Genomic DNA, 12,007 nt, shown 5'->3' with positions numbered 1-12,007 from the left:
CCGCCCCGGCAGACACACCGCTACGCGGACATTCTCAAATGATTCTTCGAATGCCGCTACGCGGACATCTTTAATGAGTCAACGCGCACTATGGATTGTTTCCCGTCCGGTTCTCATAATAGATACCGGCAGGACCTTATCCAGTGGAGGCCGGGACATCGATGAATTTCGCTCATCCGCTTCGTCTGTATCAACAGGGCGACGAAAACTCATTGTCCGCGAACCCAAGCTTGGGAGGGATAGAAAGTGACTACTAATGGAATGCCGCGCGTCGTTGATCAGGAGACGTGGCAACGTGAGCTTGATGGATTACGTGCCCGCGAGAAGGCCGCAACCAGGGAACTGGATGCCATCGCTGCACAGAGACGAAGACTGCCGATGGTTGAGCTGCCGGACTATACCTTGGAGGGCGAGGATGGGCCGGTGCGGCTCGTCGACCTCTTTGAGGGTAAATCACAGCTCATTGTCTATAACCACATGTGGTTTCCGGACGAGATCTGGCAGTGCGGAGGTTGCACCAGCTTCACCTCGCAGTTCACCCGACTCGATTTTTTCGATAACTATGACGCCCGCTTCGTGATCGTCACCCAGGGACCGGTTGACGAGGCGCTGGCCTACCGACGCCGGGTCGGCAACCGGATGGCGTGGTATTCAACCGCCAACAGCGAGTTCGGCGCAGACGCTGGCGCCCCTGCCGGAGGAGGTTTCGCCCTGAATGTATTCCTGCGACACGGTGACACGGTTTACCGCACTTGGCACAGCAGCGGCCGCGGAGTCGAGCAAGTCAGCCACACTTTCCCGCTGATCGATTTGCTGCCGTGGGGCCGGCAGGAGCAATGGCAGGAATCTCCGGAGGGATGGCCGCAGGTGCCCACCTACAGCGGGTGGCTCGACTCTCCGGACGTCGCTGAACTTTACGGGGAACGGTAGACACCACGAGGAGGCACCCGATGAACGATCAGATCGACCAGATCAACTCCGAGCCGCCGATTTCCGGCGACGAGGCAACCACCCTGCTGGGCTTCCTGGAGCGACAACGTGCGACCTTCGCCTGGAAGACCGATGGGCTGGATGAGGCTGCCCTACGGGTGACGCACGGCCCCTCTTCGATGACGCTGGGCGGCATGCTCAAACACTTGGCCCGCTTCGAAGACGACATGTCCACCGAGTGGCTGCATGGCAGCGCGCAACTTCCACCGTGGAACGCCGTGGACTGGGATACCGACCACGACTGGGACTGGCGCTCGGCCAGCGAGGACTCGCCGGATCAGCTCTACGTGCAATGGCGTGACGCCGTGGCGCGCTCCCGTGCACTGTTAGCGGAGGCGCTGACGGACGGCGGTCTGGAACGCCAGGCTGTAATTGCTTCCAATCCCAACATTGCCCTTCCCAGTCTGCGCTATATCCTGCTCAACATGGTCGAGGAGTACGCCCGCCACAACGGCCACGCCGACCTCATCCGCGAGTCTGTGGACGGGCTCGTCGGACAGGATCCGCCGGGTTGAGAACGTCCTGTCGACAGGCTGTGCTTCCCTCCGAAGGACTTAGCCTTTGAAGTTTGGCTTGCGCTTCTCCTGGAAGGCCTTGAAGCCTTCGGCGTAGTCGTCGCTCTTGCACAGCTCACCCTGGGCCACGTTCTCTTCCTCCATGGCCGTCCACAATCCCAGGCGCTGATCCCGGATGTGCGCTACCAATTCCTTGGATGCTTTGAAGGCACCGGTCGCGCCCGTGGCTACTTTGCCCGCGGCGGATCGGGTCTTCTCCAGAACGGCGTCAGCCGGCATGGCACGGCTGAACAGACCGGAGGAAACAGCCTCGGCGCCGCTAATGAGCTCGGCGGTGTAGATCAGGTCAAGCGTCCGGTGTGCACCGAGCCGCTCGGTGAAGAGCCAGTGACCGCCGGAGTCCAGGGTGGCGCCAAGATTGGCAAAGGGTGAGCCGATCTTGGCGTCCTCGGCAATGTAGACGACGTCGGTCGCCACCAACAGACCGAGCCCGACACCGAGACACGCACCATGCGCGGACGCAAACGTCGGTGCCGGAAAGGCACTCATCTTTTTGAGCAGCGGAGTGACGGTTTCACCCAAGTAACCGTAGGCGTCATCATCGGCAGGAGTGACATTCGAGATGTCGCGCCCGGCGCAGAATGCCCGGCCTTCCCCACGAAGCAGGAGCGCCCGCACACCAGCTTCAGCGGCGTCGTCGTAGGCCTTGCCCAAATCGGCGAGCGCATCCTCATCCAGGGAGTTCAGCCTCTGCGGCGCATTCAGCACCACCTCGGCCACATCGTTCTCGATCGTCAGTTCAATCATGCTCATGCTGTCTCTCCTTCGAGTGGTGCTGATGGCTGGGCCAGGTGCTCAAGTCGTCGCGCTGCAGGTAGCTGCCGCGAGGCGGCCCCATACTTGCGAGGAGGTGGAATCCTGTGGGGCGGCTGGGCTGACGTTGCCGAAGGTGGCTTCAGTAAGGCGGCTTTAATATTCGTGAGGAACGAGCGAATTTCGTTGCCGCCGTCGGAAGCCGCCGAAGGCATGTACCCAAAATCAGGCGTCGTAGTCGACCGAAACTTCCTTGCTCGTCGGCCGCGACTGACAGGTCAGAATGTAGCCCTTTTCAATCTCGTCCGGCTCCAGCGCGTAGTTCTCTTCCATATCCACCGTACCGCTGGTCAACTTTGCCCGGCAGGTGCCGCAGACGCCACCGGCGCACGCGAAAGGAACATCCGGACGTACCCGCAGCGCCGCGTTCAGGATGGATTCCGCAGAATGCGTGGGAGTATCCACCTGACCCGACAAACCGTCCAGGTTGAAAGTGATGGAGTAGTTGTCCTCGGAGGCGTCGACCTTGACCGGACGGCCATGCTGGCCTTCAGGCTTCTCCGGCCGGCCGGTGGTGAACAGCTCGAAACGGACCTTCTCCTTCGGCACTCCACGCGCCTCAAGGGTGTCCCGGCACAGCTGCACGAGTTCGAACGGCCCGCAGAGGAACCATTCGTCCACGCCCTCGGTGCGGATGACAGTATCGAACATGGTCGAGAGCTTTTCGGCATCAATGCGGCCGCTCATCAGCGGCGAGGTGCGCTGTTCGCGGGAAAGCACATGGTGCAGGGCGAAACGGGACGGGTACTTGTCCTTCAGGTCCGCCAGTTCCTCCAGGAACATCACATCCATCGCCGCACGGTTGGCATAAACGAGGTCAAAGCGGGTCGTGTCGTTGCTGCCCAGCACTGTGCGCGCAATGGAAATTACCGGCGTAATGCCGGACCCGGCCGCGAATGCCACGAAAACGGCTCCACCGGCATGCTCGGAGGACACCGTCGGAATCTGTTCCGGGTGGTTGATCTCGGTCATGTTGTGCTGGGAGATGAAGGCACCCTGCGGGCTCATCACGTCCAGCTCCGCTCCGGCGGCAAGGTTCTCGTTGGCCCAGGTGGAGAACAGCCCGCCGATGTCCTGTTTGATCGCGACCCGGATTTCGCCCGGCTTCGGTTCGGCACAGATGGAGTAGCTGCGGCGGACTTCCTGGCCTTCCAGGCTGGTGCGTAACGCCACGTACTGGCCCGGCACGTAATCGTACTGATCGACAAGGTCTTCGGGCACCGCGAAAGTGACCTCGATGGCGTCTGCCGTCAGGCGGCGGACCTCGGCAACGGTGAGTGTATGGAAGACTGCCCGACGGCGTTTCCCGGCAGCGCCGTCGTCGTTGCCGGAACCGCTCTGCGTATCTATGGATCCGTCGGTTGGTGCTTCCGCCGGGTCTGTCATTTCATTCGTCACAGTTAGAGCACCTTGAAGTAGTCGAAAGGTTCCTTGCAGTCCCGGCAAACATAGAGCGCCTTGCACGAGGTGGAGCCAAACCGGGTCAGCTCACGTGTATTGAGCGAGCTGCACTGCGGGCATTTCACGCTGATGCCCACCTTGACCGGTCCCGCCGCGGCTTTGCCCGTCGGCGCGGCGATGCCGTACTCCTCGAGCTTGGCCTTGCCGGCATCGGTCATCCAGTCGGTGGTCCACGCCGGCGATAGTGTCATCTTTACGTCGACCCGCTGATACCCCTTGGAGGCGAGCGCTCTGATGACGTCGTCGCGGATGGCGTCCATCGCGGGGCAGCCCGAGTAGGTCGGGGTGATGGTGACCTGCACGGCTTGGGTGCCGGCGCCGTCGTCGTCGACCTTGGTTTCACGCAGGATACCCAGGTCCTCGATGGTCAGCACCGGGATTTCCGGATCGCACACGGTCGCTGCGATGTCCCATGCCCTTGCCGCCGCTGCATCCGCCGGACGGGTGGCTGTTGTCGTTTCAGTCATGGCTGCCTACCAGGATGCGCCCGGGTGTTCCCTGGCCAGCACCTGCATTTCGGCGAGGATGTAGCCAAGGTGTTCGGAGTGCCGGCCCTGCCGACCGCCGCCTAGCGAGCTGGGGACATCCGGAATGTCGAGTTCAGCTTCGGCAAACACTTCGGCGATCAGCGCGTCGAACGGTTCGCGAAGTTCAGATGGGCGAACCGCGGCCCCGCCGGGCTTTTCGATCAGCTCGTCGTCCTGGAACAGCTCCTCCACGTAGGGCCAGGTCAGTTTGATACCGGCGATCATCCGGCGGCGTGATTCCTCCGTGCCGAGGGCCAGCCGGAGCACCCACTGGACGCTGTGATCGCGATGGTAAGCCACTTCCTTGACAGCCTTCGCTGCAATCGCGGCGAGGGTCTCATCAGTCGAGTCCACCAGCCGGCTGTAGAGCTCATACTGGAAGTAGGAGACGACGAGCTGGCGGGCTATGGTCCGGGCGAAGTCGCCGTTCGGCTGCTCGAAAATGTGCGCGCTGCGGAACTCCGTCTCGCTCCGGAAGTACGCCAGGTCGTCCTCGGTTTTGCCCCAGGCGCCGCCGGCGTAGGTCAGGAACGACCGTGCGTGGCCGATGAGGTCCAGACCGATATTGCCCAGCGCCACATCCTCTTCAAGTTCAGGGGCGCGCGAGATCCACCAGCCGAGCCGCTGGGCGAGGATCAATGAGTCGTCGCCAAGCCGGAGCGCGTATTGGGCGACGTCGTCGCTGGCCCGGGTGCCGGCGTCGTTGGCTGCAGCAATGTCCTCCGCGGTCAGTGCCTCGCCGGTGGAAATGCGGGTTGCGCTCTCACCACTCACAGGTGCTTCACCCCTTCACTCTTCGTGTAATAGGTAGCGTGCCGGTAGTCCTTGCCGGCGGCCGACTCGAAGTACGCGCCTTTGGCGTCCGGGTCGGTGGCCGTGATGGCGTTGGATGGGACAACCCAGACGGAGACACCTTCATTGCGCCGGGTGTAAAGGTCACGTGCGTTGCGGACCGCCATGCCGGCGTCGGGAGCATGCAATGAACCTGCGTGCACATGCGACAGGCCGCGGGATGAACGGACGAAAACCTCCCACAGGGGCCAGGGCGCGCTGTCCGGATTCCCGTCCACGGCTTCGGTATCGACTGGACGTGCGCCGTCGTCGCCGGTTGTGGATCCACCGGTCATGATGCTGCTCCTGCTTCTTGTTCTGCCCGCTTGGCTGCGGTTTTGCGCGCGTAGGCGACGGCTGCTTCGCGGACCCAGGTGCCTTCTTCGTGGGCTTCGCGGCGGCGTTCCATCCGCTGCGAGTTGCAAGGGCCGCGGCCGGCGAGGACTTCCTTGAATTCATCCCAGTCGAGTTCGCCGAAGTCATAGTGGCCGCGCTCTTCGTTCCACTTCAGGTCCGGATCCGGCAGCGTCAGGCCGAGGACCTTGACCTGCTCAGCCAGCATGTCGACGAAGCGCTGGCGCAGCTCGTCATTGGTAAAACGCTTGATGTTCCACTGCATGGACTGCTGCGAGTTCGGTGAATCGGAATCCGGCGGGCCGAACATCATCAGTGACGGTGCGTACCAGCGGTCGACGGCGTCCTGCGCCATCTGCTTCTGCGCCTCGGTTCCGTTGGCCAGCTCCAGCAGGATTTCGAATCCCTGCCGCTGGTGGAACGACTCTTCCTTGCAGACGCGTACCATTGCGCGGCCGTAGGGGCCGTAGGATGCGCGGCACAGCGGAACCTGGTTGACGATGGCGGCACCATCGACCAGCCAGCCAATCGCTCCCATGTCTGCCCAGGTGACGGCGGGGTAGTTGAAGATAGAGGAGTAGCGGGCTTTGCCGGTGATCAGCTGATCCATCATGGTGTCGCGTGACGTACCGAGGCTCTCAGCGGCGGAGTAAAGGTAGAGTCCATGGCCCGCCTCGTCCTGGACCTTCGCCATCAGGATGGATTTGCGTTTCAGCGACGGGGCGCGGGTGATCCAGTTCGCCTCCGGCTGCATGCCGATGATTTCGGAGTGCGCGTGCTGTCCAATCTGGCGCACCAGCGACTTCCGGTACTTCTCCGGCATCCAGTCGCGGGGTTCGATCCGGGAATCGTCGGCCATGATCTGGTCAAAGTGCGCCTGGCCTGCCTCGGCTGCCTCGTCGGGCACGGGGATGTCTTTCACAGCGGAAAGACCTGAGCTTGGGGTTGCCATCGGTGATCACCTCAATGTGGAATCCGCGACGCGTTTGAGTGCCGCGGTGATTTACTGACCGTTCGTTCAGGATATATTGGGCTATTCCGAAGTGCAAGTAGTCACAGACGTCACCGGGACAGGCTGTGCCCGGCGATCTCTGGAATCGCCGACGATTCCGGTGCACACTGGATATATACTCCCTGATACGTCCGACGAAGGGTGGCTCAGCCATGATGGAATTCCTATTGCAACTCCTCCTGATTGGAGGACTGCTCCTTCTGGTCTCGGCCCTCACCCTCGGGTTTACCGCTTGGGTTGTCGTCAGGAAGGTGCGGCGCTCAGGCATCATTCACCGGACCAGGGAGAACGGCCTGATGGCCGCACGCAGCTTGTCCAGCGACACCGGCGTCCGGCGGCTGGCCAGGCTTCGCCTTGAACTGTACCGCTCCGTGCAGGCCACGGACCGTTTCCTGGCCGCGGCACGTTCCGCAGGACACCCCGTCGGTGATCTGCCGGCAGTGGCAGCAGATCTAAACAGAGCGCACCTCTCCCTCCAGAACAACATCCGGATTGCCGAGCAGGAACCCGACCGGCATGTGAGGGCGTCCCATGCTGTCCGGTTCCGCCAGCAGACAGACACACTGACTGGATTGTCGGCGCAATTGCGTCAGACGTTGCTGCAACTCGGCGACGATGTCGGCAGCAGTGCCACCCTGAACGCCGAGGCACATTTGCGGCTGGAGCTGGAGGGGCTGAATGCCTGGCGCGACTCATACAGCTCCAAACCAGGAAATCCGACAACGGCGGGTTAGGGAACGAACCATGTCGATCCGCGGGCGAATCGGGCGTCTCATCCGGGCCAAGCGCGCCGACGACCAGCCATCAAGCATGCAGACGGTCGAAGATGCGCACCGCCGCCAGCTTGAGGCCTATGAGAAGGCTCGCCGCAGCACGGCGGATCTGGCTGCCACGCACCGGAAACTGGAGGTGCTGTGCAGCGAGGCAAAGGCGGAACTTGAGGACCTGAACAGGCAGGCGGAAGAAGCGGTGGCAGCAGGTGATGACGACGCCGCCCGGCATGCCCTGCGCAGCAGCCTGTCCACGAAGCAGCGGCTCGAGCAACTGACCGCTCAAAGGCACGACGCCGGCGGGCAGCTTGGCCGGCTGCAGGACGATCTCGACCGTATAGCTTCCCGGGTTGCCGACCAGCAATTGCACTACCATCACCTAACGGCACGGCATGGCGTGTCCGAAGCCACCGGTTCAATGCAGCGGGCGGTAGCGGCGTCGACCCAGGCGGCATCCGAGGCCGCGGACGCAGCGCGCACCGCGGAACGTGAAGACCGGCGGACCCGCCACCTGGATGCCGCGAAGGAAGAGATCACCGGGACCAACCCCGGTTTCAGCGATTTCGAAAGCGAATTCCAGGAACTGGAGGCCGCCTCCGACGTCGAGAGTCAACTGGCGAGGCTAAAGGAGACGGAGGAACCGCCCCAACCCGCTGGTGGCTCCTCCCCCGGCCGTTAGAGGAGTGGAAGGTGTCCCCACCAACGGGACCAGGCATTTCACAGCTTGACAGTGACGCCCTCGACAGGATTACCTAATGACCATTCAGTAATTCACGTGAGGGGTACCACATGCCCGGTTTGAACACCGCGCACTCGACTGCCGCGACGGTGCCTGTGCACCCGATTCTGGCCAACGACCCGGCTTCCGATTGGATGGGCATCGAGGTCGTCGAGCTTTCCGCCGGCCACGCCACCATCCAGATGACGCTCCGCGAGGAGATGCTCAACGGTTTCGGCATCGCCCACGGCGGAATGCTTTTCGCGTTCGCCGACAGTGCATTCGCGCTGGCCTGCAACCACATTAACGACGACGGCGAACTCGCCGATCCCTCCACGATCACGGTGGCTTCCGGCGTCGACATCAATTTCCTCAAACCGGCGAAACCCGGCCAGTTGCTCACCGCCGACGCTCACCAGCGCCACCAAGCCGGCCGGAGCGGCATTTACGACATCCAAATCCTGGCAGACGGCGTGGTGGTTGCGGAGTTCCGCGGCCGCAGCCGCACCGTTCCCAATCCCGCCTTCAAGCAGTAGCAGGAGTCCCCGATGACAGAAACGACCCACGCCACCGGCACGGCGCAGCTCGATCCTGAAGAGATGATGAGCCGTGATGAAATTGAGGCTCTGCAGCTCAAGCGCCTGCAGCACACCGTGCAGTATGCCTACGGCCGCGTGCCGATGTACACGAAGAAGTTCGACGACGCCGGTGTCCATCCTTCGGACCTGAAAAAACTGGACGATCTGGCCAAGTTCCCGTACACGACCAAGGAAGACCTGCGGCAGACGTACCCCTTCGGTATGTTCGCGGTGCCGATGGATCAGGTCGCACGCATCCACGCTTCTTCCGGCACCACCGGCCGGCCCACCGTCGTCGGCTACACCCGGCAGGACCTTGATGACTGGGCCAAGCTCGTCGCCCGGTGCATGCGGCTGTCCGGCGTCAAGCCCGGCACGATGGTCCACAACGCGTACGGCTACGGCTTGTTCACCGGCGGGCAGGGCGCGCATGCCGGAGCGGAGAAACTGGGTTGCACAGTGATTCCAATTTCCGGCGGCCAGACCGAGCGGCAGGTCCAGCTGATCCAGGATTTCCAGCCGGAAACCATCATGTGCACGCCCACCTACCTGCTGACGATCCACGACGCCATGGTCAAGGCCGGCGTCGATCCGACCTCGACCTCGCTGAAGACAGCCGTGCTGGGGGCTGAGCCTTGGACCGCAGAAATGCGGCATGAGCTCGAAACCAAGATGAACCTGAACGCCTGCGACATCTACGGGCTCAGTGAAGTTATGGGCCCGGGCGTTGCGGGTGAATCCTTCGAAACCAAGGACGGTTCGCACATTTGGGAGGACCACTTCCGCCCCGAGATCATCGACCCGTTCAGTGACGATATCCTGGGTGACGGTGAGCATGGTGAGCTGGTCTTCACCTCGCTGACCAAGGAAGCGCTGCCGATCATCCGCTACCGCACCCATGACCTGACCCGGCTGCTGCCCGGTACGGCACGGCCCGGCATGCGCCGGATGGGTCGGATCACCGGCCGCAGCGACGACATGATCATCCTGCGCGGCGTGAACCTGTTCCCGACCCAGGTCGAAGAAATCGCCTTGCGCATTCCGCAGCTGAGCCCGCACTTCCAGCTCGAGATCACCCGGCCGGACCGGATGGATGAGCTGACCGTCAAGATTGAACGCCGTGAGGAGTTCACCGCGGAGGAATGCGTCGCGGCAGGTAGGGAGCTGGGCGAGCAGATCAAGATCCACATCGGCTCCAGCGCCCGTATCGACATTGCCGATCCAGGAACGCTGGCACGCTCGAGCGGGAAGATCCGCCGGATCTACGACCTGCGCAATAAAGAACAGTAGAGGTTTCGATGTCGGTAGATGGCAGACTTGCCTCCATGCCCGCCACCCAAAGTGCTCCCAAACGCGGCCGGCCGGGTTACGACCAGGCCACCGTGCTGCGCATCGCCGTCGACGTTTTCAACAAGCACGGTTACGAGGCGACCTCAATGGGCGTGCTCGCGGAGAATCTGGGGATCAGCAAGTCAGCTATCTACCACCACGTGCCCTCCAAGGGCGATCTGCTGCGGCTGGCGTTGAATCATGCGCTTAGCGGTCTGGAGGATATCCTTGCGGAGCCTGGCGCTTCCTCGGGCCGGGCAGACGACCGGCTGGAGTTCGTGCTCCGGCGCACGGTCGGCGTGCTGACCGAGCGGCTGCCCTTCGTTACCCTGTTGCTGCGGCTGCGCGGGAACACCGAAGTCGAGCGCGATGCGATGGAACGACGCCGGGCATTCGACCACACCATTGCCGGGCTGGTGGACGCCGCCCGCAACGAGGGATCGGTCCGCAGTGACATTGACCCGCGTACGACGACGAGGCTGCTGTTCGGCACGATCAACTCTATCGTCGAGTGGTACAAGCCCGGCGGTCCGCTCAGTCCGGAAAAGCTGGCCGACGACGTCATCACCATGGTCTTCGACGGCCTGCACCTGCCCGCTGCGGCACGCATTCACTAACGCTCCGGTCTCCGTACGGTTTCACTAACACTGCGGTCTCCGTACTGGCCGCCCGGCCACGTCTGGGCGGCGGCAATCGCGGCGTGGCGCTATTCCGGATTCTGCTCCGCCAACTGACGGTAGCGCTCCATCTGGGCGAGCCTACGGCGCAGACTGTCGCGTCGGGGTGTGGATTCAGCGTCCGCCGCCTCCGCCGTTTGGTCGATGTGGGCCGTACCGAACCGCCACAGCAGCAAGTCATCCAGCAGCCGGTCCGGTCCCGGCGAGTAACGGTGCTGCAGGGATTTGCGAACCGCGCTGATGGCGTCCGACTGCAGCAGATCGACCAGCAGGACGGTCTTGTCGAGACCGTGAGCAGTCAACAGTTTGGCCGCCCAGCCCCAGTCGTCGTCGGCCTTGCGGTCCACGTGCGGCAGCAGCATCTGCCAGACTTCCTTGATCCGGTCCGGCGACAGTGGAACCGCCCCCTCACCGTCTTCGTCCCAAAAACCCTTGACCGTCTCATAGCGGTCGCTCAATTCCGAGAAGGTGGACTCAACAGTCTCCAACATCGCAGCAGTGGCGGTGAACTGGCGGTCGAAGTATGGAGTCCAGGCCCGTGGATCCTCCGCTTTGAACCGGATATCGTGTTCGATCTCGGACCAGGCGTGGGCAAAGACGGTCCGGATCTGGCATTCGAAGAAGTAGCTTCCGTTGGGCTTGGACTGCGGGTCCAACGCCTTCTGGTACTGCCTGACGACGTCGTTCTGGATGGTCCGCAGTATCAAATGCCGGCTGGAGTAGCCGTACGTTCCCGACTCGATGCTGCCGATGTCTTTCTCGCGGTCGCCCCGGCAGTCGAAAATGCTTCGATGCCGTTTGATCAGGTTGGCTGCCGGTCCATTCTGCGTCGACAACGTGGTGATGATGCGGACGCCGACCATATCGGTCAGGTTCTTCAACGGATCGGGGAACTCCAGCGTTGGAATTCCACCCGGCTCCACCCTGCCGACCATTCGCGACGCCTTCTCCCGGAAGGAATCGACCGTTTTGGTGCGACTGGTAATGAACAGCGGTTGCACTTCTGCGTCTTCGAACATACGCCGGATAAGGGTTTCCATCTCGCGGGTGACATCCTCGAGCTGCGGCCGGACACGTTCGTACTCGCTCACGTACGCCTGAACCGCCGGACGCAATCGATCATCCAGATCATCCCAGTTGCTGGCCACACATCCTCCTCATATCGCTTGCTTCACCCTAACTGTCAGTGAATGGGTGAGCCACCCGGAATGAAAATCCCGGTGCCAAAAGACCCGTTACGGCAGCCTGCCGGGTTGTCTGTTCGCCTGAGTGATTGCATTGCATGCACGTTTCGGACGAGTTCTAGCGGTCGTTGCAACGGCCCCTTAATTCGGGAGTTGCAACACCATTGGAAGCGTCATCAATTAATAGT

The 12,007-nt window shown here is 62.4% G+C and carries 14 protein-coding genes; 7 read left to right on the top strand and 7 right to left on the bottom strand.

What is annotated here, in order from left to right; translation table 11 throughout:
- Positions 1-261: 261 nt before the first annotated feature.
- Together Y707_RS0100455 and Y707_RS0100450 are read left to right on the top strand one after the other, a co-directional pair.
- Positions 262-930: a DUF899 family protein gene (locus Y707_RS0100455; protein WP_216699177.1), complete on the top strand. Its 669-nt coding sequence runs from the start codon at positions 262-264 to the stop codon at positions 928-930.
- Between the two features lie 20 nt (positions 931-950).
- Positions 951-1,505, top strand: coding sequence for a mycothiol transferase (locus Y707_RS0100450; protein WP_026533663.1), 555 nt, complete (start codon positions 951-953; stop codon positions 1,503-1,505).
- 39 nt (positions 1,506-1,544) lie between these two features.
- On the opposite strand, the gene Y707_RS0100445 is transcribed toward Y707_RS0100450, so the two are convergent.
- The 6 genes from Y707_RS0100445 to paaA form a co-directional block, all read right to left on the bottom strand.
- Complete coding sequence (locus tag Y707_RS0100445) at positions 1,545-2,312, bottom strand: enoyl-CoA hydratase/isomerase family protein (protein ID WP_026533662.1); 768 nt, start codon at positions 2,310-2,312, stop codon at positions 1,545-1,547.
- A gap of 231 nt (positions 2,313-2,543) precedes the next feature.
- Complete coding sequence (gene paaE / locus Y707_RS0100440; RefSeq protein WP_026533661.1) at positions 2,544-3,764, bottom strand: 1,2-phenylacetyl-CoA epoxidase subunit PaaE; 1,221 nt, start codon at positions 3,762-3,764, stop codon at positions 2,544-2,546.
- A gap of 14 nt (positions 3,765-3,778) precedes the next feature.
- The gene (gene paaD / locus Y707_RS0100435; protein ID WP_026533660.1) at positions 3,779-4,306 is read right to left on the bottom strand and encodes a 1,2-phenylacetyl-CoA epoxidase subunit PaaD; all 528 of its coding nucleotides are present in this window, start codon (positions 4,304-4,306) and stop codon (positions 3,779-3,781) included.
- A 6-nt stretch (positions 4,307-4,312) separates the two neighbouring features.
- Positions 4,313-5,140 carry a 1,2-phenylacetyl-CoA epoxidase subunit PaaC gene (paaC, locus tag Y707_RS0100430; RefSeq protein WP_026533659.1) on the bottom strand — a complete coding sequence of 276 codons (828 nt, stop codon included), beginning with the start codon at positions 5,138-5,140 and terminating at the stop codon, positions 4,313-4,315.
- A complete protein-coding gene (paaB, locus tag Y707_RS0100425; RefSeq protein WP_081744520.1) occupies positions 5,137-5,493 on the bottom strand; it encodes a 1,2-phenylacetyl-CoA epoxidase subunit PaaB in 357 nt (118 codons plus the stop codon). Before paaB ends, paaC begins: the two co-directional genes overlap by 4 nt.
- Positions 5,490-6,503 (bottom strand): 1,2-phenylacetyl-CoA epoxidase subunit PaaA, encoded by a 1,014-nt coding sequence (paaA, locus tag Y707_RS0100420; RefSeq protein ID WP_026533657.1) that lies wholly within the window; start codon positions 6,501-6,503, stop codon positions 5,490-5,492. Before paaA ends, paaB begins: the two co-directional genes overlap by 4 nt.
- 212 nt (positions 6,504-6,715) lie before the next feature.
- Here paaA and Y707_RS0100415 point away from each other — a divergent pair, with 212 nt between their 5' ends.
- The 5 genes from Y707_RS0100415 (at position 6,716) to Y707_RS0100395 (ending at position 10,575) form a co-directional block, all read left to right on the top strand.
- Positions 6,716-7,297 (top strand): hypothetical protein, encoded by a 582-nt coding sequence (locus Y707_RS0100415; protein WP_026533656.1) that lies wholly within the window; start codon positions 6,716-6,718, stop codon positions 7,295-7,297.
- Positions 7,298-7,307: 10 nt separating this feature from the next.
- A complete protein-coding gene (locus Y707_RS0100410; protein ID WP_026533655.1) occupies positions 7,308-8,012 on the top strand; it encodes a PspA/IM30 family protein in 705 nt (234 codons plus the stop codon).
- A 110-nt stretch (positions 8,013-8,122) separates the two neighbouring features.
- Complete coding sequence (paaI, locus tag Y707_RS0100405) at positions 8,123-8,587, top strand: hydroxyphenylacetyl-CoA thioesterase PaaI (RefSeq protein WP_035779703.1); 465 nt, start codon at positions 8,123-8,125, stop codon at positions 8,585-8,587.
- Between the two features lie 12 nt (positions 8,588-8,599).
- Entirely contained in the window at positions 8,600-9,919 is a 1,320-nt protein-coding gene (gene paaK, locus Y707_RS0100400) for a phenylacetate--CoA ligase PaaK (protein WP_026533653.1), read from the top strand.
- A gap of 35 nt (positions 9,920-9,954) precedes the next feature.
- On the top strand, positions 9,955-10,575 hold the full coding sequence (locus Y707_RS0100395) for a TetR/AcrR family transcriptional regulator (protein WP_026533652.1): 621 nt from the start codon (positions 9,955-9,957) through the stop codon (positions 10,573-10,575).
- A gap of 89 nt (positions 10,576-10,664) precedes the next feature.
- Here Y707_RS0100395 and Y707_RS0100390 read toward each other — a convergent pair whose 3' ends face one another.
- On the bottom strand, positions 10,665-11,783 hold the full coding sequence (locus tag Y707_RS0100390; RefSeq protein WP_026533651.1) for a GTP pyrophosphokinase: 1,119 nt from the start codon (positions 11,781-11,783) through the stop codon (positions 10,665-10,667).
- Positions 11,784-12,007 lie beyond the last annotated feature (224 nt).

This window comes from Arthrobacter sp. H14 (assembly GCF_000520495.1).
In the GTDB taxonomy this organism is placed as follows: Bacteria; Actinomycetota; Actinomycetes; order Actinomycetales; family Micrococcaceae; genus Arthrobacter_C.
The sequence above is the reverse complement of the archived record's forward strand: the minus strand, read 5'-3'. Positions and strand labels throughout refer to the sequence as shown.

What these genes read in the sequence shown, in the direction of transcription:
- Y707_RS0100455 (WP_216699177.1), top strand. Translation starts at nt 262, where the DNA reads ATGCCGCGCGTCGTTGATCAGGAGACGTGGCAACGTGAGCTTGATGGA.
- Y707_RS0100450 (WP_026533663.1), top strand. Translation starts at nt 951, where the DNA reads ATGAACGATCAGATCGACCAGATCAACTCCGAGCCGCCGATTTCCGGC.
- Y707_RS0100445 (WP_026533662.1), bottom strand. Translation starts at nt 2,312, where the DNA reads ATGATTGAACTGACGATCGAGAACGATGTGGCCGAGGTGGTGCTGAAT.
- paaE (WP_026533661.1), bottom strand. Translation starts at nt 3,764, where the DNA reads ATGACAGACCCGGCGGAAGCACCAACCGACGGATCCATAGATACGCAG.
- paaD (WP_026533660.1), bottom strand. Translation starts at nt 4,306, where the DNA reads ATGACTGAAACGACAACAGCCACCCGTCCGGCGGATGCAGCGGCGGCA.
- paaB (WP_081744520.1), bottom strand. Translation starts at nt 5,493, where the DNA reads ATGACCGGTGGATCCACAACCGGCGACGACGGCGCACGTCCAGTCGAT.
- paaA (WP_026533657.1), bottom strand. Translation starts at nt 6,503, where the DNA reads ATGGCAACCCCAAGCTCAGGTCTTTCCGCTGTGAAAGACATCCCCGTG.
- Y707_RS0100415 (WP_026533656.1), top strand. Translation starts at nt 6,716, where the DNA reads ATGATGGAATTCCTATTGCAACTCCTCCTGATTGGAGGACTGCTCCTT.
- Y707_RS0100410 (WP_026533655.1), top strand. Translation starts at nt 7,308, where the DNA reads ATGTCGATCCGCGGGCGAATCGGGCGTCTCATCCGGGCCAAGCGCGCC.
- paaI (WP_035779703.1), top strand. Translation starts at nt 8,123, where the DNA reads ATGCCCGGTTTGAACACCGCGCACTCGACTGCCGCGACGGTGCCTGTG.
- paaK (WP_026533653.1), top strand. Translation starts at nt 8,600, where the DNA reads ATGACAGAAACGACCCACGCCACCGGCACGGCGCAGCTCGATCCTGAA.
- Y707_RS0100395 (WP_026533652.1), top strand. Translation starts at nt 9,955, where the DNA reads ATGCCCGCCACCCAAAGTGCTCCCAAACGCGGCCGGCCGGGTTACGAC.